This is a genomic window from Burkholderia sp. HI2714 (assembly GCF_002223085.1).
Classification (GTDB): domain Bacteria; phylum Pseudomonadota; class Gammaproteobacteria; order Burkholderiales; family Burkholderiaceae; genus Burkholderia; species Burkholderia lata_D.
Window position 1 is genome coordinate 23,051 of the sequence record NZ_NKFM01000004.1, and the last position, 21,487, is coordinate 44,537.

The 21,487-nt window shown below is 68.2% G+C and carries 22 protein-coding genes; 6 read left to right on the top strand and 16 right to left on the bottom strand.

Features of this window, described 5'->3' with window-relative positions:
- Positions 1 to 67: 67 nt before the first annotated feature.
- Together CFB82_RS00275 and CFB82_RS00280 are read right to left on the bottom strand one after the other, a co-directional pair.
- On the bottom strand, positions 68 to 790 hold the full coding sequence (locus tag CFB82_RS00275; protein WP_069246735.1) for an LrgB family protein: 723 nt from the start codon (positions 788 to 790) through the stop codon (positions 68 to 70).
- Between the two features lie 13 nt (positions 791 to 803).
- On the bottom strand, positions 804 to 1,280 hold the full coding sequence (locus CFB82_RS00280; protein ID WP_069246736.1) for a CidA/LrgA family protein: 477 nt from the start codon (positions 1,278 to 1,280) through the stop codon (positions 804 to 806).
- Positions 1,281 to 1,420: 140 nt separating this feature from the next.
- On the opposite strand from CFB82_RS00280, the gene CFB82_RS00285 reads away from it, so the two are divergent.
- Positions 1,421 to 2,347, top strand: a complete 927-nt coding sequence (locus tag CFB82_RS00285; RefSeq protein ID WP_069246737.1) for a LysR family transcriptional regulator — start codon at positions 1,421 to 1,423, stop codon at positions 2,345 to 2,347.
- 60 nt (positions 2,348 to 2,407) lie between these two features.
- Here the strand turns inward: CFB82_RS00285 and CFB82_RS00290 are convergent, their stop codons facing one another.
- Both CFB82_RS00290 and CFB82_RS00295 read right to left on the bottom strand, forming a co-directional pair.
- Positions 2,408 to 3,961, bottom strand: coding sequence for a DHA2 family efflux MFS transporter permease subunit (locus CFB82_RS00290; protein ID WP_089483156.1), 1,554 nt, complete (start codon positions 3,959 to 3,961; stop codon positions 2,408 to 2,410).
- A gap of 177 nt (positions 3,962 to 4,138) precedes the next feature.
- Positions 4,139 to 4,630 (bottom strand): MarR family winged helix-turn-helix transcriptional regulator, encoded by a 492-nt coding sequence (locus CFB82_RS00295; protein ID WP_089483157.1) that lies wholly within the window; start codon positions 4,628 to 4,630, stop codon positions 4,139 to 4,141.
- A 174-nt stretch (positions 4,631 to 4,804) separates the two neighbouring features.
- Between CFB82_RS00295 and CFB82_RS00300 the strand changes: the two genes are divergently transcribed.
- Complete coding sequence (locus tag CFB82_RS00300) at positions 4,805 to 5,089, top strand: multidrug ABC transporter ATPase (RefSeq protein ID WP_011350474.1); 285 nt, start codon at positions 4,805 to 4,807, stop codon at positions 5,087 to 5,089.
- 276 nt (positions 5,090 to 5,365) lie between these two features.
- On the top strand, positions 5,366 to 6,931 hold the full coding sequence (locus CFB82_RS00305) for an efflux transporter outer membrane subunit (RefSeq protein WP_089483158.1): 1,566 nt from the start codon (positions 5,366 to 5,368) through the stop codon (positions 6,929 to 6,931).
- Between the two features lie 30 nt (positions 6,932 to 6,961).
- On the opposite strand, the gene CFB82_RS00310 is transcribed toward CFB82_RS00305, so the two are convergent.
- From CFB82_RS00310 to gspG, 8 genes are read right to left on the bottom strand one after another with little or no spacing between them, the layout of a single operon-like run.
- Positions 6,962 to 7,750 (bottom strand): type II secretion system protein N, encoded by a 789-nt coding sequence (locus tag CFB82_RS00310; protein ID WP_089483159.1) that lies wholly within the window; start codon positions 7,748 to 7,750, stop codon positions 6,962 to 6,964.
- 31 nt (positions 7,751 to 7,781) lie between these two features.
- On the bottom strand, positions 7,782 to 8,288 hold the full coding sequence (gspM, locus tag CFB82_RS00315) for a type II secretion system protein GspM (RefSeq protein WP_069249188.1): 507 nt from the start codon (positions 8,286 to 8,288) through the stop codon (positions 7,782 to 7,784).
- Positions 8,285 to 9,646, bottom strand: a complete 1,362-nt coding sequence (gene gspL / locus CFB82_RS00320) for a type II secretion system protein GspL (RefSeq protein WP_089483160.1) — start codon at positions 9,644 to 9,646, stop codon at positions 8,285 to 8,287. Before gspL ends, gspM begins: the two co-directional genes overlap by 4 nt.
- Before the next feature lie 26 nt (positions 9,647 to 9,672).
- The gene (gene gspK / locus CFB82_RS00325) at positions 9,673 to 10,806 is read right to left on the bottom strand and encodes a type II secretion system minor pseudopilin GspK (protein ID WP_089483182.1); all 1,134 of its coding nucleotides are present in this window, start codon (positions 10,804 to 10,806) and stop codon (positions 9,673 to 9,675) included.
- Between the two features lie 2 nt (positions 10,807 to 10,808).
- The gene (locus CFB82_RS00330) at positions 10,809 to 11,468 is read right to left on the bottom strand and encodes a PulJ/GspJ family protein (RefSeq protein ID WP_069246744.1); all 660 of its coding nucleotides are present in this window, start codon (positions 11,466 to 11,468) and stop codon (positions 10,809 to 10,811) included.
- Between the two features lie 7 nt (positions 11,469 to 11,475).
- Positions 11,476 to 11,916: a type II secretion system minor pseudopilin GspI gene (gene gspI, locus CFB82_RS00335; protein WP_069246745.1), complete on the bottom strand. Its 441-nt coding sequence runs from the start codon at positions 11,914 to 11,916 to the stop codon at positions 11,476 to 11,478.
- Complete coding sequence (locus tag CFB82_RS00340) at positions 11,913 to 12,482, bottom strand: GspH/FimT family pseudopilin (protein ID WP_089483161.1); 570 nt, start codon at positions 12,480 to 12,482, stop codon at positions 11,913 to 11,915. The genes gspI and CFB82_RS00340 overlap by 4 nt, the downstream gene beginning before the upstream one ends.
- A 38-nt stretch (positions 12,483 to 12,520) precedes the next feature.
- Positions 12,521 to 12,973, bottom strand: coding sequence for a type II secretion system major pseudopilin GspG (gspG, locus tag CFB82_RS00345; RefSeq protein ID WP_011350483.1), 453 nt, complete (start codon positions 12,971 to 12,973; stop codon positions 12,521 to 12,523).
- Positions 12,974 to 13,149: 176 nt separating this feature from the next.
- Here gspG and CFB82_RS00350 point away from each other — a divergent pair, with 176 nt between their 5' ends.
- Complete coding sequence (locus CFB82_RS00350; RefSeq protein ID WP_046550055.1) at positions 13,150 to 13,560, top strand: type II secretion system protein N; 411 nt, start codon at positions 13,150 to 13,152, stop codon at positions 13,558 to 13,560.
- Positions 13,561 to 13,595: 35 nt separating this feature from the next.
- On the opposite strand, the gene gspF is transcribed toward CFB82_RS00350, so the two are convergent.
- Genes gspF through gspD form a run of 3 tightly spaced genes read right to left on the bottom strand, consistent with a single transcriptional unit; the run spans position 13,596 to position 18,641 of the window.
- Positions 13,596 to 14,813, bottom strand: coding sequence for a type II secretion system inner membrane protein GspF (gene gspF, locus CFB82_RS00355; RefSeq protein ID WP_069246748.1), 1,218 nt, complete (start codon positions 14,811 to 14,813; stop codon positions 13,596 to 13,598).
- A 4-nt stretch (positions 14,814 to 14,817) separates the two neighbouring features.
- Positions 14,818 to 16,317 (bottom strand): type II secretion system ATPase GspE, encoded by a 1,500-nt coding sequence (gene gspE / locus CFB82_RS00360; protein WP_089483162.1) that lies wholly within the window; start codon positions 16,315 to 16,317, stop codon positions 14,818 to 14,820.
- Positions 16,314 to 18,641, bottom strand: coding sequence for a type II secretion system secretin GspD (gene gspD, locus CFB82_RS00365; protein WP_089483163.1), 2,328 nt, complete (start codon positions 18,639 to 18,641; stop codon positions 16,314 to 16,316). Before gspD ends, gspE begins: the two co-directional genes overlap by 4 nt.
- Positions 18,642 to 19,008: 367 nt before the next feature.
- Here gspD and CFB82_RS00370 point away from each other — a divergent pair, with 367 nt between their 5' ends.
- Positions 19,009 to 19,458, top strand: a complete 450-nt coding sequence (locus tag CFB82_RS00370) for a lytic transglycosylase domain-containing protein (RefSeq protein WP_089483164.1) — start codon at positions 19,009 to 19,011, stop codon at positions 19,456 to 19,458.
- Positions 19,459 to 19,617: 159 nt separating this feature from the next.
- Positions 19,618 to 20,931, top strand: coding sequence for a GTP-binding protein (locus tag CFB82_RS00375; protein ID WP_089444731.1), 1,314 nt, complete (start codon positions 19,618 to 19,620; stop codon positions 20,929 to 20,931).
- A gap of 118 nt (positions 20,932 to 21,049) precedes the next feature.
- Here CFB82_RS00375 and CFB82_RS00380 read toward each other — a convergent pair whose 3' ends face one another.
- On the bottom strand, positions 21,050 to 21,328 hold the full coding sequence (locus CFB82_RS00380; RefSeq protein WP_006401505.1) for an HU family DNA-binding protein: 279 nt from the start codon (positions 21,326 to 21,328) through the stop codon (positions 21,050 to 21,052).
- Positions 21,329 to 21,487: the final 159 nt, after the last annotated feature.

Genomic DNA, 21,487 nt, shown 5'->3' on the forward strand with positions numbered 1-21,487 from the left:
CGCGCCGATGGCGGCAGGCACGATCGCGCCAGGCTGGGCCGGCGCCTGGCGGGCGGCCGCCGCCCGGTCAGATCGGCAGCAGCGTCAGGAGCGGCGCGATGAGCACCATCGCGACGCCCGCGATCATCATCGTCAGGCTCGACACGACGCCTTCCTCGCTGCCGATCTCGCGCGCCTTCGCGGTGCCCACGCCGTGGGCGGCCGCGCCGAACAGCGCGCCGCGCGCGAGCCGCGTGCGCATCGGCACCAGCGCGAGTACCAGCTCGCCGAGCAGCATCCCGCAAATGCCGGTCGCGATCACGAACAGCGCGGTGAGATCCTTCGGCGCGTGGATCTTGTCCGACACGGCGAGCGCGAACGGCGTCGACACCGAGCGCGTCATCAGCGAGCGCTGCAGCTCGGGCGACAGGTGCAGCAGCTTCGCGAGCAGCAGCGACCCGCACACGCCCGCGCTGATCCCGACCGCGACGCCGACCGACAGCGACAGCCAGTGGCGGCGGATCAGGTCGCGATAGTCGTAGATCGGCACCGCGAAGGCGATCGTCGCCGGGCCGAGCAGCCACATCAGCCAGCGCGTGTCGTGGAAGTAGACCGAATACGGGATGCCGGTCAGCAGGACGAGCAGCACCAGCACGCCCGGCACGAACACGAGCGGCGAGAACAGCAGCGTCTTCTTGTACGCGTAGAGCCGCTTCGACGCGAAATACAGCACGACCGTCAACACGAAGCAGCCGAACGAGATCGCGGTGTTCGCCTGGTCGGCGGACAGGTTCGACAATGCGGCAAGCATGACAGGCTCCGGCTCAGTGGGCGGACGCGGCGGTGAGGCGCGTGCGGCGGCGTTCGGCGAACACGCGCTGCGCGGCGAGCCGGCGCTCGAGTTTCGCGGCGAGGTCGACCGCAACGGCCACCGCGACCATCACGAACGCGGTGCCGGCGAGCATCACCAGCGCGATGCGCCAGCCGTCCTCGCGGAACAGCCCGCCGTACTGCACGGCCGCGACGGCGGCCGGCACGAAGAACAGCAGCATGTCGGACAGCAGCCAGTTCGCGCCGTCCTTCACCCAGGCGGGCGCGACGCGGCCCGAGAACAGCAGCACGAGGAGCACCGCGAGGCCGATCACACCGGACGGAATCGGCAGCCCGATCTTGCGCACGGCCCAGTCGACCGCCATCCACAGCGCACCGAGCGCGGCGGCCTGCAGCGCGATCCGGCCCGTGCGGGCCAGGCTGCCCGAAGCGGCGGGGCGGGCGGCGAGTGCGGCGGTCGGCTTGGTCATGGCGGGCTCCCTGCAGATATTCCGTTGATGATGGGAGTATAGGGTTTCCCCTAACCATAAATAAAATGACTTGTCTCTATCCTTGTCATTCCAATTCGGAATTCGTTTTTTGATCGCCGCACCACTTTGGGGAGTCATCGATGGAATTGCGCGCGTTGCGGTACTTCGTCGAGGTGGTTCGCCAGCAGAGTTTCACGGCGGCCGCCGACAAGCTGTTCGTGACCCAGCCGACCATCAGCAAGATGGTGAAGGCGCTCGAGGACGAGATCGGTTCGCCGCTGCTGCTGCGCGACGGGCGGCAGATGGTGCTGACCGACGCGGGGCGGATCGTGTTCCAGCGCGGCCAGGACGTGCTCGCCGCGCAGGCGCAGCTGCAGTCGGAGCTGAACGATCTCGGCACGCTCGGGCGCGGCGAGCTGACGATCGGGATCCCGCCGCTCGGCGGCTCGCTGTTCACGCCGATCATCGCCGCGTACAAGCAGCGCTATCCGAACATCGAGCTGAAGCTGTTCGAGCAGGGCGCGCGGATGATCGAGGCGGCGCTGACGTCGGGTGAACTGGAGCTGGGCGGGCTGCTGGAGCCGGTCGATCCCGGCACCTTCGAGCGGCTGCCGATGGTGCGCGCGCCGCTGTGGCTCGTCGCGCCGCGCGAATCGCGTTGGGAGGATCACGCGGCCGTGCCGCTCGCGGATCTCGCGCGCGAGTCGTTCGTGTTCTACGCGGAGAGCCTCGCGCTGCACGACGCGGTGCTAGACGCGTGCCGGCAGGTCGGCTTCACGCCGTCGATCGTGAGCCGCAGCGGCCACTGGGATTTCATGGCCGCGCTCGTGCACGCGGGGGTCGGCATCGCGCTGCTGCCCGAACCCTATTGCCGGCGGCTCGACGCGGGCCAGTTCACGTGCCGGCCGATCATCGAGCCGGAGATCACGTGGGCGATCGCGCTCGGCTGGTTGAAGAAGGGGTATCTGTCGCACGCGGCGCGCGCGTGGCTCGAAGTGGCGCGGGCGACGCTGCCGCTCGCGCCGGCCGACGATCTGGCGTTCGGTGGGTTGCGGGCGAGGGGGTGACGCCCGCCGAGGCGGGCGGTCAAGCAAACGAGGCGGGCGCAACAGCCGCCCGCCGCGCGGTCAATGCCCCATCGCCGGCCCCGCCCCCTTCCTCGGTTTCGTGACCCACACGAGCGCCGCGAGCGCGCCGAACATGAACGCCGACAGCAGGAAGAAATCGTTGGTCGCCATCATGAAGCCCTGCTGCGTGACGAGCTGGTTGAGCTGCGCATTGGCCGTCTGGCCGACGATGCCGAGCTGCGACAGCGCACCCTGATAGTCGGTCGTGCTCTGCGCATACACGCTCACCGATTCCGACAGCCGCGCGTGGTGGTAGATCGCGTCGTTCTCCCAGAACGTCGAACTCGCCGCGGTGCCGATCGCGCCGGACAGCGTGCGCAGGAAGTTCGACAGCCCCGACGCACTCGCGAGCCGGTCGTCGGAAATGCTCGACAGCGTGATCGTCGTCATCGGCACGAAGAAGCACGCGACGCCGATCCCCTGCACGAGCCGCGGCAGGATCACATGGTTGAACGGCACGTCGAGCGTGAACGTCGAGTTCCAGATCGACACGCCGGCGAACACGATGAACGCGAAGCTCGCGACCATCCGCAGGTCGAGCCGGTGCATGTTGCGGCCGATCAGCGGCGACAGCACGAGCGCGAGCAGCCCGACCGGCGCGGTCGCGAGGCCGGCCTTGCCCGCCGTGTAGCCCATCACCGTCTGCAGCCACAGCGGAAAGATCACGACCGAGCCGAAGAACGCCATGAAGCCGAACGAGATGATCATCGCGCCGAGCGCGAAGTTGCGGTCCTTGAACAGCGACAGGTCGACCACCGGCTCCTTCTCGGTCGCCTCCCACACGAGCATGAACGCGAGCGACACGACCGCGATCAGCGCGAGCGCGACGATGAACGTCGAGTTGAACCAGTCGCGGTCCTTGCCGAGGTCGAGCATCATCTGCAGGCACGACACGCCGATCACGAGCAGCGCCAGGCCGACCGCGTCGATGCGCTGCTTCGACGTCTTCGTCTCGCGGCCGCGCAGCAGGAAATACGCGCAGGTCGCCGAGAAGATGCCGATCGGCAGGTTGATGTAGAAGATCCACGGCCACGTGTAGTTGTCGCTGATCCAGCCGCCCAGCAACGGGCCGAAGATCGGTGCGACGATCACCGTCATCGCCCATAGCCCGAGCGCGAGCCCGCGCTTCGCGGGCGGGTAGCTGCGCATCAGGATCGTCTGCGACAGCGGCACCATCGGCCCCGAAACGAGGCCCTGCAGCAGCCGGAACGTGATCAGCGTCTCGAAGTTGCTCGCGAGGCCGCACAGCGCCGACGCGACCGTGAACGCGAGCACCGACAGCGTGAACAGCCGCACCTCGCCGACCCGCCGCGCGAGCCAGCCGGTGAGCGGCACCGCGATCGCGGACGCCACCGAGTACGACGAGATCACCCAGGTGCCTTCGCTCGTCGCGACGCCGAGGCTGCCGGAAATGGTCGGCACCGCGACGTTCGCGATCGACGTGTCGAGCACTTCCATGAAGGTGCCGAGCGCGAGCCCGACCGTGAGCAGCGCGAGTGCGCCGCCGGACAGCGGCGCGGGTTCGGCGGCGGCGGATGCCGTGGTGGCGGACATCGGAATCTCCTAGACGCGGCGCGCGCGACGCGCCGGCACAACGCACGGGTGTGCGCCGCAGCGCAACCCGGCCGGGTGGAACGAATCAACGGAAAAAGGGAGCGCGTGCCCTGTCATCTTCTGCCCAGACAGATAAATAAGCGAGTGTTTAACCTAGACATAGAGCCTCCGCGCACATCAGCTGTCCGCTTCGTCGTCGGGTTTCGGGCAACCGGTCGAGCCGGGACCGTTGGCGATGAAGCGTTGCAGCAGGCCGGTGAGCGTCACGAGCTCGTCGGCCGAGAAGCCGTCGAGCTGCGCGTTGAGCGCGGTCGCGATCAGCGACGGCAGCGCACGCGCGGCTTCAGCGCCGCGTTCGGTCAGCGTCAGCTCGATCATCCGACGGTCCTGCTCGCTGCGCGAGCGCGCGACCAGCCCCTTGCGTTCGAGCCGGTCGAGCATCCGCGTCATCGACCCGCTGTCGTACGACATCTTGCGGGACAGCTCGAACGGCGTGCGCGCGTAGCCGCGCGACAACAGCAGGATCACGCCGATCTGCTGCGCGGTGAGGTCGAGCGGCTCGAGCGCACGGTCCATCCGCTCGACGAGCGCCTGCTTCGCCTTCGACAGGTAATAGCCGAGGCTCGTTTCCAGCGCGATGTTCTCGGGATCGTAGAGGCCGCCGGTCATGCGATTGCGCACGCAGCAATAGTGCGTTTCAGATTTAAACGCGCCCAGTATCTTGAAAAATGATTGCTTAGTCAATATTATTTGAGGCAACCAGTTACGACGTGCATGTTGCACTGCCGGAGACTATGTTCTGACCGATGCGCCCGCGCTGCGGGCACCCCGAGGATGTTCGCGATGCTGTTCCTGAAAAATGCCGCCGGCGCGCTGCGCCGCAACCTGACCGATACCGCTCATCATGCGTTTTCCGGGCCGCACCGCGGCTGGAAGATCGCGCTGTACGTGACGATGCTGGTGGTACCGGGCGGCTCGCTCGCGGCGCTCGGGTTCGCATGGTTCGATCATCGCCGGCAGCGCAACGCGAAAGACGGCGCTCGCCGCACGGGCCAGCCGGCCGCGACGGAGCCGTCGACATGGCGGTCCGCCGCCGAGCCGCTCCCGCTGCCCGCGCGCTGCCACTGACGTCGCGCGCCTCCCGCCTTCCTGACTGCTCCGACTGAGGACCGAGCGCCGGCCGCGCCCCGCACGGCCGGCGTCGCATTCCCGGCTTCCCGTCGGCGAGCCGTAATGACCGGTAAACCGGCCGCTCGTGCCGGTAACACATTCCTGTCGCCGCGCACCGTACCCTTGGGGCTGCGCAGCTTTCCCGCCGTCAGTTACCATTTGTCCGCCCGCGGCACGACGACCGCATCGCGCGACGCCGCTCGCCGGACGTCGTGCCCAGACAGGAAAATCACCATGCCGTACGCCTCCCTCCCGCGCGCCCTTCGCCCGCTGAGCGCCGCCGTCGCCATCGCGACGGCCGTGCTGCTCGCCGGCTGCGCCGTCGGGCCCGACTATCACCGGCCCGACACGTCGATCCCCGCCGCATACAAGGAAGCGCCGGCCGGCTGGAAGGTCGCGCAGCCCGCCGACCGCACCGACCGCGGCGCGTGGTGGACGGTCTACAACGATCCGCAGCTCGATGCGCTGATCGGCAGGCTCAACGCGTCGAACCAGACCATCGCGCAATCGGCGGCCGCGTACCGGCAGGCGCGCGCGCTCGTCGCCGAAGCGCGGGCCGCGTATTTCCCGACCGTCGGGCTGACGGCATCGGGCTCGCGCGCCCGTACGCCGCGCACATCGGTGTCGTCGGGTTCGTCGTCGAGCTTCGGCAGCGGATCGACCGGGTCGATCAACAACAGCTACAGCGTCGGCCTCGACGCGAGCTGGGAACCGGACCTGTGGGGCAAGGTGAGCCGTACCGTCAGCGCGCAGCGTGCCGGCGAAGCCGCCGCCGCGGCCGATCTCGCGAACGCGCGGCTGTCGCAGCAGGCGCTGCTCGCGCAGACCTACTTCCAGCTGCGCACGTCCGATGCGCTGCAGAAGCTGCTCGACGACACCGTGAAGTCATACGAACAGTCGCTGAAGCTCACGCAGAACCAGTACGCGCAGGGCGTTGCCGCGCGCGCGGACGTGATCCAGGCGCAGACGCAGCTGCAGAGCGCACAGGCCGCATCGATCGACAACGGCGTGGCCCGCGCGCAGTACGAGCATGCGATCGCGACGCTGATCGGCGAACCGGCGTCGACCTTCTCGCTGCCGCCGAATCCGCTCACGGCCGAGCCGCCGATCACGCCGGTCGACGTGCCGTCCGCGATCCTCGAGCGCCGCCCCGACATCGCGGCGGCGGAGCGCCGTGCGGCGGCCGCGAACGAGCAGATCGGCGTCGCGATCGCCGCGTTCTTCCCGACGCTCACGCTGTCGGCCACCGGCGGCTTCCAGAGCTCGGTGTGGTCGCAGCTGTTCACGCTGCCGGCACGCTTCTGGACGGTCGGCCCGCAGCTCGCGGCCACGCTGTTCGACGCCGGGCTGCGCGCCGCGCAGACCGACGCCGCGCGGGCGACCTACGACCAGGACGTCGCCGCGTACCGCCTCGCGGTGCTCACCGCGTTCCAGGACGTCGAGGACAACCTCGCGTCGCAGCGCATCCTCGCGCAGGAAATCGACGTGCAGCGGCAGGCCGTCGACAGCGCCGAGCATGCGCTCGCGATCGTCACGAACCAGTACAAGGCCGGCACGGTCGCCTACCTGAACGTACTGACCGCGCAGACCACCGCGTTCACCGCGCAGCAGAAGCTCGCGACGATCGCCGGGCAGCGGATGACGTCGTCGGTCGGGCTCGTGAAGGCGCTCGGCGGCGGCTGGAACGTCGCGGAGATGGCGCGCGAGAACGGCGACATGGCGGCACCTGCGCCCGTGCCGGCGTCCGGCGCGGCCGCGCCCACCGCACCGGCGGTCGCCGCGCCGCTCGCGCAAAAGTAGAAAAGTAGGAAGGAAAGGGCGACGCGAGCGTCAGGGCTGCGCGTCGCCGAAGATCAGCGACACCTCGTTGTTCCCGATCGGATGGCCGAGCAGGTTCAGCAGCCCCGCGAGGTTCGCCTGCTGCTCGGGCGCCGAGTGCGCGGTGCCGCGGAACGATCCCTGGCCCGGGCCGAAGGTGCCGTGGCCGTCGAGGAACAACGGGCCCTGCGACGTCGACAGGTCCAGATCGGCGCCGGCTCCCTTCGCCTGCAGCACCGCACGGTACGAACCGAGCGGCTTCACGCGCGAGACGCGCGAACTCATCGAATCGATCGTCACCGTCAGCTGGCCGAACGCGTTGTTGCCGATCAGGCGCCAGTCGCTCCAGCCGAGCCGCACGTCGCCCTGCAGGTCGAGCGTGTTGAACGGCGTGCCGAGCCCGGCGAGCAGCGACGCGGGCACGGCCATCGTGCCCGCCGACAGCACCGCGCCGCGCCACGTCGCATCGAGCGTGACCGCCTCGGGCATCGCCTCGGTCTGCCGCATGCGCATCTGCACGCGCCCGGTCAGCAGCGGCCAGAAGCCCGTGGTCCATTCGACCCGGCCCGGCAGCAGCGTCGCCGCGCTCTGGTCGGCCCCCGGCGCGAGCATCAGCGTGCCCGAGCCGTGCCACAGCGACCCGTCGGGATCGACGAGATTCACGTGCCCGCCGGTCGCGCGCGCGAACTGCGGCGCGATCCATGCGGCCGGCGCGAGCGCGACGAGCGTCACCGCCGTCGCCAGGCCGCCCGCCAGTACCCACGGCAATGCGGTGGCGAGCCGCTTCAATCCCGGCCTCATCGGCCGACCGCCACTTGCGTCATCCACTGCGTCATTTCTGCGTAGACGGTTGCATCACGGCCGTCAGGTCAACCTGGCCGTCGTCCTTCAGCGCGGTGGCATGCGCCTCGCCGACCTGCACCTTGAACTGCCGGCGCGCATCGTCGAGCCACTGCGTCCACGCCGGGAACGACACGTTCTTCATCTGGATCTGCACGCCGTTGCCGACGATCTGCACCTGCGCGCCCTGCAACCCGTGATCGGACAGCGACGCGGTCAGCGCGTCCTTCAGCGCGAGGCCGGTCGGCGCGACACCCTGCGCGGCGGCCGTCAGCGATTTCGCCTCGTTCGCCTGCGCGGTCATCTGCGCCAGCTCGCGGCGCATCGTCGGCAGCTCGCGCTGGATCCGCGCGCGGCCTTCCTGCGCGGGCGACCACAGCACCGAATACGCGATCGCGACCGCCAGCACGGCGCCGCCCCAGCCGAGCAGCATCTTTTCGCGCTGCGAGCGCTCGCCCCAGAACTGGGCCAGCGTCTGGTTCAGTTGTTCGGTTTTCATGAGCGGCTCCGGATCGTCCATTTGCCCGTGTTGCTGTCGACTTCGCCGGACAGTCCGTTACGTGCGAGGCGCTGCGTGAAATCGGGATCGACCTTGACCTCCGGCTTGAAGCCGACGTCGAGCTTCCGGTCGTGATAGTCGAGCGACGCGATGCCGTTCAGCGGCAACGCGCCCATCGAACGCGACAGCCCGCTCGACAGCGCGAGGAAATCGTTCGGCGACAGCTCGCCGGCAGCCAGGCGCAACTGGTCGAGCTGGCGCTGCATCTGCGCGGGCGGATCGAGCACCGTCGTCGTTTTCGGGAACGCGGACAGCAGCGTCTCGGTGATCTGCGCGGACAGCGCATCGCGCTCGCGCGACAGCTTCCACCAGTGCAGGTTCATCCCGATCACCGCCACGCCGAGCGTCGCCGCGACGAGGGCGAGCGGCACGCGCAGGCGCTTCACCGTCGCGCGGTCGAAGCGCCACGGCTGCGATTCGAATTCGAACTGGCACAGGTCGAACTTCTCGGTCAGCGCGCGCCGCGCGAACGTGTCGAACGACAGCGGCGCGGCGCCCGGCAGCAGCGGGCCGCCGTCGGTGCGGCCGACCGATGCGAGCCGCGGCTCCGCGCCCGGTTCGCCGAGTTCGTACAGTTCGACATCGCCGCCACCTGCCAGCGCGGCCAGCGTGCCGGCCGCGCGCGACGCGGGCGCCGCGAAGCCTTCGCCGAGCGCACCGCGTGCGACCGCGAGTTCGAGGCGCGGCGCACCGGCTGCAGCCGGCAGTGCGCCGGCCTCGACGAGCACCGGTTCGACTGACGTCGCAAGCCCGAGCACCGCGGCCACCGTCGCCGGACGGGCCGGCGGCGCGTCGACGGCCTCGGCGGCAACCGCGGCGGCATCGACTTCGCTGTCGGCCGGCGCGGCGGACACGTGCGGCGCCGGCAGGCAGCGGGTCGCGGGCACCGCGCTCAGATGCCGGTGGCCGGCCGCCGTGAACGCTTCGCAGATCGTGCGGAACCACGCGCGATCGACGACGGCCAGCACGCGGCGCCCGTCGGGCAGCGCGTCCGGATCGAGCGCGATATGGCAGCCGAGCGGATCCTGGATCAGCTGATCCTCGACGATGTTGGGCAGCGCCTGGCGCAGCTTCGGTCCCTTCAGCGGCGGCACGGTCGCGGCCAGCAGCAGCACGTCGCGCGCGGCGACGATCAGCACCGTCGCATTCGCGCGCGGCAGCAACGCAAGCGCGGCGCGGCCGGCGCGCTGCACGTGGCCGGCCTTGTCGACGAGCGTGAACGGCAGCTCGGGCCACTGCCATTCCTGCAACGGCACGGCAGGCTCGCGCGGCGGCAAAGAAACAATCAACGTGCTCACAAGAGCTCCTCTCCCGATTGGCGTCGTTATAGCTGGTCGCGGATGCGCACGACCCGTGTCGAGTGCGTGGTCGGATCACGATACACGAGCGAGGTGCGATCAACCTCCGCCCGGTCATGCTGGATCCGGCCATGCACGATGAAATAGCTCGAATTGACGTCGACGAGGCTCGAGTCGGGCGTCACGTTCGGCGGCGCACCGGCGCCGCGCAGCGCGAGCTGCACGTCGGCGACGTTGCGGAAAAACACGGTCTCGCGGCGCGACACGAGCGCCTGCGCGGACGACACGCTCATCCCCGGCATCAGCGCCGCAATGACCTCGGCCGGCGCGGTGTTCATGTTCACGGGCGTCGTGGTCGGCAGCACGGTGACGAACGGGCGCAACCGCGCGACCATCTCGGGCGTCACGCCGTCGACGTCGAGCAGGCTGTCGACGCCCGTCATCATCAGCGGCGCGGGCCCGCGATCGCCGCCCGTCATGCCGGGATCGTCGGTGAAGCCGCCGCCGCCTTGCTGATCCGTCGTCACCGGCGCGGTGACCGGCGGCGCCGTGCCGCCACCCGGCAGCGTCGGCATCTGGAAACGCGTCGCCGAATTCAGCAGGCTCGCGCGCACCTGCAGCGCGATGCGCTTCGCGAACGCGCCGTCGTAGCCGAGCGTCGTCAGCAGGCGCTGGAACGCCTGGACCTGCGTGACGTTCAACTGCAGCACGCCGGGCGCCGGCGACGCCACGAGGTTGCGCAGGTTGAACTTCGCCTGCGCATCCTCGATCGAGCCGGAGATATAGGTGTCTTCGCCGCCGGTGTCGTTGGGCGCACCGATCCGGCCGAGGAAGTCCGACAGTTTCGTCTTCGCGATCGGCACGCCCCAGATGCCGCCGAGATACGTGATGCCGGGCGCCGTGTCGCCTTCGGAGCGCAGGATCATCCGCGTCCAGTCGAGCGCACCGCGCGCGACCCACTGCGCCTGCGCGATCACGCGCTGGTTCTCGATCCGGCGGATCTGCACCTGCTGGCGCCACAGCATCCCCGAGACGAGGATCGCCGACAGCGCGACGACCAGCAACGCGGTGATGATCGCCGCGCCGCGCTCGCGGCCGCGTGCCCGTGCGCGACCGCCGGCGCGGGCGCAAGGCAATGAGCGGGGAGGGCGCGCGCGCATCGTCATTCCCCGACGAGGAAGATGCGCGTGACCGGCACGCGCAGCGACGTCGCGCCGATGCTGACCTGCAGCCCCGTCACCGCGCGAGCAGGCGGCGCGTTGCCGATCTGCGGCACCTTGAGCGCATCGTTGTTCTGCGCGAGCGCTTCGTCGGCCGTCTGCAGGTTGGTGGTCCAGCCCACGCGCGGCACGTACAGCTTCGCGTCGATCGCGCCGACGCCGCCCATCAGGGCGACCCAGCTCCAGCCTTCGACACTGCTGTCCTTCAGCATGCCGCGCAGCCGGTTTGCGTCGTCGATCGGCGGCGACGCATAGCGCACGACGCGCCCGCCGGCGATCCGGTAGCGGACCACCTGCAGCCGCGGCGCCACACCCGGCACCTCGAGTTCGCGGACGATCTGCAGCGTATTGCCGGCCACGCCGATCGCCGGCTGGCCGGCTTCGTCGTCGGTCGCGGCGAGCCGCGCGTCGATGCGCATCTGGTCGAACATCTGCGCGAACACGCGCTCGTCTTCCATCGCGGCCGCGACCTTGTCGCGACCGCGCATGATCTGGTCGAGCCCGCGCCACGCGAGGATCGCGACCACCGCGAGGATCGCGATCGCGATCATCAGCTCGATCAGCGTGAAGCCGCGGGCGGGGCGGGCGAGCGGGCGTCGCATCGGCGCGTCAGAGCGGACGGCTGGTTTCATTCGCGACCACCGTCACCATCTGCGCGAGCACGCCGGTGTGCCCGGGCATGCTCACCGAAATCCGCACGCGCCGGAACACCGGGTTGGGCGTGGTGCTCACGCGCTGCGTGCAGACGAGCTGCACGTTGCCTTGCGAGCAGTCGAAACTCTGTTCGCCGATCTCCGGCCACGCGTGCGTGAGCCGCATCTGCGCGAGCGCGTTGTCGGCGCTCCAGCCGGCGAGCAGGCGGCGATGAAGATCGGACGCGTTGGTCGCCATCGTGCCGACCGCGCGGATCGACGCGGCGAGCGCGACCGCGATGATCGCGAGCGCGACCAGCACCTCGATCATCGTGAAACCGCGGCGCGAAGAAAGTCCCGTCGGGGAAGGGCGGCGCGATGAAGCAACGGGGAAGGGCAAGCGACGACGCATCGTCATTGCACCTCGTAGCGGCCATTGCCGGTGCTGACGATCGTCGCGCTGCCGACCGCCGAATGCAGCGTCACGCGCACCGGCATGTCGATGCTCTCGGTACCGAACACGACGCGATTCGCATGCGTGTCGGCCCCCGGATAGTCGATGTCGGCGCCGGTGACGCCACCGTCCCAGTCGCGCGGGCGCAGCAGGTCGTCGCGCAGCGTGCGCCAGCCGTCGGGCGAGCTCACGTCGAAACGGAAGCCGTGCGCGGTCGGCTGCCACGCGATCGGCCGGGCACGCACCTGCGCTTCGTCGCCGGCCGTCTCGAACAGCAGCGCGATGCGCTGCGCTTCCTCGCGCAGGTCGGTGCGCGGATTGCGCGTGAGCGACAGCGACGCGAGCGACACGAGCAGCCCGGCGATCACGAGCACGACCAGCATTTCGAGCAGCGTGAAGCCGCGCGCGCGATGACGCCGCGCACCACGCAACGCCTGCCCGCCGTCGGCACGCACCGGCACGGACGAAGCCGCGCCGCGACGCACACGGCAATCGCGGCCGCAGCGGAAGGTCGTGCGAGTGGCGAGCATGAAGAAGGGAACGAAGCGTCGGGCCGGTCAGTGAGCGCTTATTGCCACGAACCGATGTCGGTGTCGTTGCCTTCGCCGCCTTCCTTGCCGTCGGCGCCGTAGCTGAACACGTCGATCTCGCCGTGCACGCCCGGGTTCAGGTACTTGTAGCCGTTACCCCACGGATCGTTCGGCAGGCGCTCGAGATAGCCGCCGTCCTTCCAGTTGTTCGGAATCGGATCGGTGGACGGCTTCTGGATCAGCGCGTTCAGGCCCTGATCCTGGGTCGGGTAGCGCCCATTGTCGAGACGGTACAGCTTGAGCGCCTGCATGATCGTGCCGATGTCCTGCTTCGCGGCGATGCGGCGTGCCTCGTCCGGGCGGCTCATGATCTTCGGCACGATCAGCGCCGCCAGGATCCCGAGGATCGCGACCACCACCATGATCTCGATCAGCGTAAAACCGCGCTGACGACGCACGGCCGCGTTGCGGCGAGTGATCCACGTTTGCATGACTGACTACCTCTTTCCAAAAAAATGTCGTGGTTTGAGTGACGCACCCGGCGCACCGGACGATGGCCTGACGGCAACCTTCCGAACCCGCGGGCGCGGAGCACGCATTGTAAGGCGCGCATTGCCGAGGGCTTTCACCCAACGCAAATTTCATATACATCCGTACAATAGCGCGCATGAACGCGCTCTCGATCCGGATCCTCTCCCTAGCCCTCTTCGCGGGTTTGTGCGCGACGGCCACCTACTGGGTCGTCACGCTGTCCGCCCGCGAAGCGCCGCTGCCCGCCGCCGCCGCGCGGCTGCCGATCCGCACCGAGGACGCCGCGGCGCTCTTCGGCGGTCAGCTCGACAAGAATCCCGTGCAGGACATCCACCTGTTCGGCATCCTCGCGCTCGACCACGGCGGTGCCGCGATCATCGGTGTCGGTGGCGAACCGCCGCGTGCCGTGTCGCTCGGCGCGGACGTCACGTCCGGCGCGAAGCTCGCCGAAGTCCGCCCCCGCTCGATCATCGTCGAGCGCAACGGCGCCCGCACCGAAGTCCAGCTGCCCGCCAACACGCCGTCCCCGGCGATCTACGTGCGCTGAAGCCGAAGGCGACGGCCCGACCCGCGGTCAGGCCGTCACTGCACCATGTTGTTCAGCTCGATGATCGGCAGCATCACGGCCAGCACGATCACGAGCACGATGCCCCCCATCGCCAGGATCAGCAGCGGCTCGAGCAGGCTCGTCAGGAACATCGTGCGACGCTCGAGCTCGCGCGCTTCGCCTTCGGCCGCGCGATCCAGCATCGTCGTCACGTCGCCCGTCGCTTCACCGGAACGGATCAGGTGCACGAGCACCGGCGGAAACGTCTTCACGTTGTTCAGCGCGCGCGACAGCGCGGAGCCTTCGCGCACGCGCACGATCGCGTCGTCGATGTTCGCGCGCATCGCGCGGTTCGACAGCGTCTCGCCGGCCGCCTGCAACGCGCGCAGGATCGGCACGCCCGCCGCGGTGAGGATGCCGAGCGTGCTCGCGAAACGCACCGTGTTGTAGCCGCGCACGAGCTTGCCCGCGAGCGGTGCGGTGAGCACCCAGCGGTCGAATGCGAGGCGCGGCCCGTCGCGCGACAGCGTCGCCTTCACGAACCACACGACGAGCACCACCGCGATCAGGATCGCCCACCACCAGTGCCGCACGAAATCCGACAGCGCCATCATCACGATCGTCAGCACGGGCAGCTGCTGCTTCGTGCTCGCGAATACGTTGACGACCTGCGGCACCACGTAGCTCAGCAGGAACGTGACGATGCCGAATGCGATCAGCGTGACGATCCCCGGATACGTGAACGCCAGCAGGATCTTCTGCTTCAGCGCGTTGCTCTGCTCGATGTAGTCGGCCAGGCGCGACAGCACGATGCCGAGCTTGCCGGTGTGCTCGCCGGCCGCGACGAGCGCGCGGTAGATTTCCGGGAAATCGCGCGGATGCTGGCCCAGCGCATTCGCGAGCGAATGGCCGCCGAGCACTTCGGCGCGGATCGCGGCCATCAGTTCGCGGATGTAGTCGCGCTCGGCCTGCTCGGTCAGCACACCGAGCGCCTCGTCGAGCGGCAGCCCGGCGATCAGGAGGCTCGCGAGCTGGCGCGTGAGGATCGCCTGTTCGCGCTGCGACAGCTTGCGGCCGAACGCGAGCCGCTGCGAGCGCGCCCCGCGCGTCGCGCTGGCGGCCGGCTCGACGACGAGCGGCGTGAGCCCCTGTGTACGCAGCTGGCCGCGCGCGGCACGTGCGCTGTCGGCATCGATGACGCCTTTCTGCGCGCGTCCCGCCGAATCGATTGCTTCGAAACGGAATGCCGGCATCGCGCTATGCGCCTCCCGTCACGCGCAGCACTTCCTCGAGCGACGTCGCGCCCGACGCGAGCCAGCGCTCGGCGTCGTCGCGCAGCGTGCGCATCCCTTCCGCACGGCCGGCGGCGAGGATCTCCGCGTCGGCCGCGTTGCGGTGGATCAGCGTGCGGATCGACTCGTCGACCAGCAGCAGCTCGTACACCCCGCGCCGGCCCGAATAACCCGAATGCCCGCACTTGTCGCAGCCGACCGGATGCCACACGGTGCGGCCTTCTTCCTGGCGTTCTTCCTTGCAGACGGGGCAGAGCTGCCGCACCAGCCGCTGCGCGAGCACGCCGAGCAGCGACGACGCGAGCAGGTAGGGCTCGACGCCCATGTCGGTCAGACGCGTGACGGCCGAGGCCGCATCGTTCGTGTGCAGCGTCGCGAGCACGAGGTGGCCCGTCAGCGATGCCTGCACCGCGATCTGCGCGGTTTCGAGGTCGCGGATTTCGCCGATCATGATCACGTCCGGATCCTGGCGCAGGATCGAGCGCAGCGCACGGGCAAAGGTCATCCCGATCCGCTCGTTCACCTGCGTCTGGCCGATGCCGCCGAGGTCATATTCGATCGGGTCCTCGACGGTCATGATGTTGGTCGTCGCGGTTTCGAGCCGCGACATCGACGCATACAGCGTAGTCGTCTTGCCCGAACCCGTCGGGCCCGTGACGAGCACGATGCCGTGCGGGCGCGCGATCAGCTTGTCGAACTGCACGAGCGTGTCGCGGCCCATCCCGAGCGCTTCGAGGTTCAGCCGCTGCGCATCCTTTTCCAGCAGACGCAGCACCGCGCGCTCGCCGTGCCCGGTCGGCAGCGTCGACACCCGCACGTCGACCGGCCGGCCGCCGACGCGCAGCGTGATGCGGCCGTCCTGCGGCAGGCGCTTCTCGGCGATGTCGAGCTGCGCCATGATCTTGATCCGCGAGATCAGCGCGCCGTGCAGCGCCTTCTTCGGCCGCACGACGTCGCGCAGCGTGCCGTCGACGCGAAAGCGCACGACCGAGGCGTTCTCGAACGGCTCGATGTGGATGTCCGATGCCTGTTCGCGCGCCGCTTGCGTGAGCAGCGCGTTGATCATCCGGATGATCGGCGCGTCGTCTTCCGATTCGAGCAGATCCTCGACTTCGGGGATGTCCTGCATCAGCCGCGACAGGTCGACTTCGCCCTCGACCTCGCCGACCACCTGCGCGGCGCTGCCGTCCTGGCGTGCGTACGCATGGTTGATCGCCTGCGCGAGCTCGTCGGCCGGCACGCGATGCACGGAGATCGAGCCGAAGTTGCGCGCGATTTCCGCGAGCGCCGCATCGCTCGTGCGTTCGCTGATCCACACCTCGAGCGTGTCGTCGAGCTGGTGCGCGATCAGCACCTGGCCGCTCTTCGCAAAGCCGTACGGCAACAGTCGCGCGGCGAGCGGCGACGGCGGCTGCCGTTCGCCCGGCGCGCCGTCGTGGGCGGAAGAGGCGTGCACGTCGCTCACTGCGACGCTCCCGGCGTGGCCGTCAGCGGCTGTTGCGGCACGGCCTGCTGCGGCACGCTCTGCGGCTGCGCGGGCGTCGCTTCCGGCAACGGCTGGGCCGGCACCGGCGCCACCTGGCGCTGCAGCTGCTGGCGACGCATCTTGTCGAGATCGAACAGGTTGCCGGCCGGCGTGCCGCCCTGGCTCGGACCCAGCGGCATTGGCGGGACAACCGGATCGTCCTTGTCGCGCATCACGTTGTTGTCCGACTTGTACGCGCCCGTCACGCCCTGAATGTAGTCGTAGCGGTTAGCCGTGACTTGCTGCGCGACATTGCGATCGTTGATGATCACCGGGCGCAGGAACACCATCAGGTTGGTCTTCTGGCGGTTCTTGTTCTCCGAGCGGAACAGCTGGCCGATCCACGGGATGTCGCCCAGCAGCGGCACCTTGCTGTTCGACACGGCGTAGTTGTCCTGCATCAGGCCACCGAGCACGATGATTTCGCCGTTGTCCGCGAGGATCGTCGACTGGATCGAGCGCTTGGTGAAGGTCGGACCGTTGACTGCGGTCGCAGTGGAGGTCACGACCGCCGAATCCTCGGTGTAGAGCTGCAGCTTCAGAATACCGCCATCGGTGATCTGCGGTTTCACGTGCAGCGTGAGACCGACGTCGCGGCGATCGTAGGTATTGAATGCGTTGTTCGTGTTGCCGCTCGTCAGGTTCGAATACGAACCCGTCGGAATCGGCACGTTCTGGCCGACGACGATTTTCGCCTCTTCGTTGTCAAGCGTGATGAGGTTCGGCGTCGACAGCACGTTCGCGTCACTCACGCCCGCGAAGTAATTCAGCAGCGCGCCGAGGCCCTGCACGCCGAACATGTTGTGCAGCCAACCGACGTTGAGGCCCGGCAGGAGAGTCTGCCCCAACGCGCCGAGACCCGTCGCACCGCCGGTTGCAACCGCGCCCGACACACCGAGGATGTTGCCGGTGGGTGTACCGGGTGCGCTGAAGTTCGTGCCACCGAGAAACTGGCCCTGAGCGATCTGCCACTGAATGCCGAGGTTGCCGGACGTGTTCGAGTTCAGCTCGACGATCAGCGCTTCGATATAGACCTGCGCGCGCCGCGCGTCGAGCTGGTCGATCACCGAGCGCAGGTTCCGGTAAACCGGATCCGACGCGGTGATGATCAGCGAGTTGGTCGCCGCATCGGCCTGGATCATCCCGCCGGGCTGGTTGTCGTCGCCCTTGTCCTTGTCGCCGCCGAGCAGGCCGCCGCTGCCGAGCCCGCCACCGCCGGATGAGCCGCCGTACGAAGACGAGGACGACGAGCCGCCGAGGCCGCCCGACGGCAGCGGCGGGGTGCCCGACGTGCCGGTCGAGAAGTTGCCGCTCGACGACGAGCCGCCACTCTGGTTGAAGCTGTTCGCATCATTGGACGACGCCGACGAGCCGCTCTCGCTGCCGCCGCCTTTGCCGAGCATCCCGCGCAGCGTCTTCGCGAGCTTCACCGCATCGGCGTTGCGCAGCGCGACGACGTGCATGTTGCCGGGCACCGCGCTCGGTGCGTCGAGCTGCTGCACGAGGCGCTTGGCGGCCGCGAGGCGCGACGCGCTCGACGCGCGCAGCATCAGCGAGTTGGTCCGCGGGTCTGCCGTGACCGACACCTTGAGCGTCGCGTCGCTGTTGCCGATCGCGCCCGGATCGAGCATTTTCTGGAGCTGCGCGGCGAGGTCGATCGCATTCGCGTTGCGCAGCGGAACGACCTGCACCTGCGCGCCCGCGGCGCTGTCCACGCCGGCGATGATCTGCGCGATGCGCCGCACGTTGTCCGCGTAGTCGGTCACGACGATCGTGTTGTTCGCCGGGTAGGCGGTGACCGTGTTGTTCGGCGAGATCAGCGGCCGCAGCACGGGCAGCAGGTTGTTCGCCGATTCGTTGTGCAGCTCGAATACCTGCGTGATCACCTGGTCGCCGCGCGCCTGCGGCGCGTTGCCGACGTAGGTCGGCACGCCCTGCAGTTTCGCGTCGGCCTCGGGCACGACCTTCAGCACGCCGTGGTCCTGCACGAGTGCGAAGCCCTGCATGCGCAGCGCCGACTGCAGCGTCTTCAGCGCCTGGTCTTCCGGCACCGGCCGTTCGGCCACGAGGTTGAGCTGCCCCTTCACACGAGGGTCGACGATGATGGTCTTGCCGGTTGCGGCGCCGATCGCCTTGGCGACCTGGTCGATATCCGCATTCACGAAATTGAGCGTGACCTGAGCGTAGGCGGCCTGCGAAACGATGATGCCGGCGACGATCAGGGTCGTGGCGACACGCCGCATAACGAAGCGATTTCTTGTCATGGATGAATGGGTCGATGCCGGCTCAGGCCACTTCCGGCGGTAGTGCTGGGATCCAAGTCCGAAAGAGGCGACATTAGCAGTTTTTCATGTCCGAAATATCACATTGATCCGAGGACTGTCTCACATACGACATGTATCCGGCGAACCGTATGCAATTTGTAAGATTCGGCACTATTCTCGGCGCATGCGGTCTTCGCCCCCATTTCACGATGAACCGACACGGAAATGCGGTATAACGGGCGGCCGAATTCCTGCATGTCGCAAGCTGACGGACTGCCGGTATGATACGGGCGGCACGTTTCTCGTCGCACGAATAACAGGCACGGGTTTTCCCGACCCTCACGCATTTTCTTGTCGATTTCGCACCATGAACAGACGGTTCGTTTCGATCGTGTTGATCGCCGCCGGCGGGTGTTTCGCCAGCGCGAACGCTCGCGCGGACTGTTTCGACGAAGCAGCTAAATATCAGCAGGTCAATCCGCTGATCCTGCGCGCGATCGCGTGGCAGGAGTCGCGCAACCGGCCCGGTGCGCTGAACAAGAACACGAACGGCTCGGTCGACTACGGCCTGATGCAGATCAATTCGATCCACCTGCCGACGCTGTCGCGCTATGGGATCGGCCGCGACACGCTGATGGAGCCGTGCAAGAACGTCTATATCGCCGCGTGGCATCTCAAGCAGAAGATGAACCGTTACGGCAACACGTGGCAGGCGGTCGGCGCCTATCATTCGGAAACCCCGTCGCTGCGCGACAAGTATGCGCGGCAGATCGCCGGCATCCTGACGCAGTGGAAGCTGCTGCCGCCCGTGCAGTGACGCCGCGCCGCAGCGCGGCCTGACCCGGTACCGGCCGGCCGGCGCGCGTTTGATGCACAATGCGGATCTCACGCCGCAATTTCGCCCGTCCGCGGGACGATCGCGCCCCGGAAGGGCGTCGCGGCCGCTTTTTCAATTTTTCCGTTGGTGCATATCGCTATGAATCCGGCAATGAACCAGCCGTTGCCCGTCACCGTGCTGTCCGGTTTCCTCGGCGCCGGCAAGACCACGCTGCTCAATCACATCCTCGCGAACCGCGCGGGCCTGAAAGTCGCCGTGATCGTCAACGATCTCGCGGCGGTCAACATCGATGCATCGCTCGTGCGCGACGCGCAGGCGCTGTCGCACGTCGAGGAACGCCTCGTCGAGATGTCGAACGGCTGCATCTGCTGCACGCTGCGCGACGACCTGCTCGTCGAGATCCGCACGCTCGCGTCGGAAGGCCGCTTCGACGCGATCATGATCGAATCGACCGGCATCGCGGAGCCGATGCCGATCGCCGAAACCTTCACGTTCGTCGACGACGACGGCACGTCGCTGTCGAAAATCGCGCGGCTCGATACGCTCGTCACCGTGGTCGACGCGTACAACTTCCTGCGCGACTACGGCTCGGATGATGCGCTCGCGACGCGCGGCATCGCCGCATCGGAAGAGGACGACCGCACGCTCGTCGAGCTGCTGATCGAGCAGATCGAATTCTGCGACGTGCTGGTGATCAACAAGGCCGACCTCGTCGCCGCGGACGACCTTGCCCGCCTGCAGCACATCCTCGCGCGACTCAACCCGCGCGCGCACCAGGTCGTGTCGACGTTCGGCAACGTGCCGCTCGACGAAGTGCTGAACACGGGCCGCTTCGATTTCGACGAGGCCGCGAACGCGCCGGGCTGGCTCGCGTCGCTCGATCACGATCACACGCATTGCGACGACCCCGACTGCCATGACGAACATCATGCGCACGTGCACGGCGAAGCCGACGAATTCGGGATCGGCAATTTTGTTTACCGCGCGCGCCGGCCGTTTCATCCGGCGCGACTCTGGGCACTGCTGCATCAGGAGTGGCCGGGCGTGCTGCGCAGCAAGGGCTTCTTCTGGCTCGCGACGCGCAACGACATCGCCGGTTCGCTGTCGCAGGCGGGCGGCGTATGCCGGCATGGCCCGGCGGGGCTTTGGTGGGCCGCGCAGGATCGCGCGGAATGGCCGGACGACGACGAGCTGCTCGGTGAAATCCGCGCCGAATGGCACGGCGATCTCGACGATCGCGCAGTGGGCGATCGCCGGCAGGAACTCGTGCTGATCGGCATCGCGCTCGACGCGGATGCATGGCGCGCGAAGCTCGATGCGTGCCTGCTGACCGATGCGGAATTCGCGCTCGGCGCGGCCGGATGGCAGGCGTTCGACGATCCGTTCCCGGCGTGGGATGTCGATTCGCACGACGACGACGATCACGGCGACACGCAGATCGTGCACGCGTAACGCGTTGTAAAAACAACCGTTAAATCTTGCAAGAGGGGCGCGGACTGTGGCGAAAATGCTGCGCGCGCCCAACAAAAAACCCGCCGAAAGGCGGGTTTTTCTTGGAACAGGCGCTGGTTTAACGCTTGTTGACGGCGTCCTTGAACGCCTTGCCAGCCGTGAACTTGACCGTCTTGGCTGCCGGGATCTTGATGGTTTCGCCGGTCTTCGGGTTGCGGCCCGTACGTGCTGCGCGCTTGCCCGAACCGAAGCTGCCGAAGCCGATCAGCTGAACCGCATCACCCTTCGACACGGCCTTCTTGATGACTTCGAGCAGCGTGTCCAGCGTTTCGCCGGTTTGAGCCTTGCTGGCGCCCGTTTGGGCGGCGACGGCGTCGATCAGTTCCTGTTTGTTCATTAAGGTTCCTTTATCAGGTTAGGTTGACACGAACAGCGCGAACGCGCCGATTATACGTGCGCGAACCGTGCCGTCGAGAGTCAGACTCCGACGACACAGCGCCGAATCCTGGCCCGCGCGACGCGCCCTCCGGTGAGCCGGTGGCCACCCCGCGGTACG

Excerpts from the sequence above, each read along its gene's own strand:
- gspG (WP_011350483.1), bottom strand. The coding sequence starts at position 12,973 with ATGCAAACGTGGATCACTCGCCGCAACGCGGCCGTGCGTCGTCAGCGC.
- CFB82_RS00285 (WP_069246737.1), top strand. The coding sequence starts at position 1,421 with ATGGAATTGCGCGCGTTGCGGTACTTCGTCGAGGTGGTTCGCCAGCAG.
- CFB82_RS00305 (WP_089483158.1), top strand. The coding sequence starts at position 5,366 with ATGCCGTACGCCTCCCTCCCGCGCGCCCTTCGCCCGCTGAGCGCCGCC.
- CFB82_RS00275 (WP_069246735.1), bottom strand. The coding sequence starts at position 790 with ATGCTTGCCGCATTGTCGAACCTGTCCGCCGACCAGGCGAACACCGCG.
- CFB82_RS00370 (WP_089483164.1), top strand. The coding sequence starts at position 19,009 with ATGAACAGACGGTTCGTTTCGATCGTGTTGATCGCCGCCGGCGGGTGT.
- CFB82_RS00330 (WP_069246744.1), bottom strand. The coding sequence starts at position 11,468 with ATGCGACGCCCGCTCGCCCGCCCCGCCCGCGGCTTCACGCTGATCGAG.
- gspM (WP_069249188.1), bottom strand. The coding sequence starts at position 8,288 with ATGAAAACCGAACAACTGAACCAGACGCTGGCCCAGTTCTGGGGCGAG.
- gspK (WP_089483182.1), bottom strand. The coding sequence starts at position 10,806 with ATGCGCGCGCGCCCTCCCCGCTCATTGCCTTGCGCCCGCGCCGGCGGT.
- CFB82_RS00290 (WP_089483156.1), bottom strand. The coding sequence starts at position 3,961 with ATGTCCGCCACCACGGCATCCGCCGCCGCCGAACCCGCGCCGCTGTCC.
- CFB82_RS00375 (WP_089444731.1), top strand. The coding sequence starts at position 19,618 with ATGAATCCGGCAATGAACCAGCCGTTGCCCGTCACCGTGCTGTCCGGT.
- CFB82_RS00350 (WP_046550055.1), top strand. The coding sequence starts at position 13,150 with ATGAACGCGCTCTCGATCCGGATCCTCTCCCTAGCCCTCTTCGCGGGT.
- CFB82_RS00280 (WP_069246736.1), bottom strand. The coding sequence starts at position 1,280 with ATGACCAAGCCGACCGCCGCACTCGCCGCCCGCCCCGCCGCTTCGGGC.
- CFB82_RS00340 (WP_089483161.1), bottom strand. The coding sequence starts at position 12,482 with ATGCTCGCCACTCGCACGACCTTCCGCTGCGGCCGCGATTGCCGTGTG.
- CFB82_RS00300 (WP_011350474.1), top strand. The coding sequence starts at position 4,805 with ATGCTGTTCCTGAAAAATGCCGCCGGCGCGCTGCGCCGCAACCTGACC.
- CFB82_RS00295 (WP_089483157.1), bottom strand. The coding sequence starts at position 4,630 with ATGACCGGCGGCCTCTACGATCCCGAGAACATCGCGCTGGAAACGAGC.
- gspI (WP_069246745.1), bottom strand. The coding sequence starts at position 11,916 with ATGACGATGCGTCGTCGCTTGCCCTTCCCCGTTGCTTCATCGCGCCGC.
- CFB82_RS00310 (WP_089483159.1), bottom strand. The coding sequence starts at position 7,750 with ATGAGGCCGGGATTGAAGCGGCTCGCCACCGCATTGCCGTGGGTACTG.
- gspD (WP_089483163.1), bottom strand. The coding sequence starts at position 18,641 with ATGACAAGAAATCGCTTCGTTATGCGGCGTGTCGCCACGACCCTGATC.
- CFB82_RS00380 (WP_006401505.1), bottom strand. The coding sequence starts at position 21,328 with ATGAACAAACAGGAACTGATCGACGCCGTCGCCGCCCAAACGGGCGCC.
- gspF (WP_069246748.1), bottom strand. The coding sequence starts at position 14,813 with ATGCCGGCATTCCGTTTCGAAGCAATCGATTCGGCGGGACGCGCGCAG.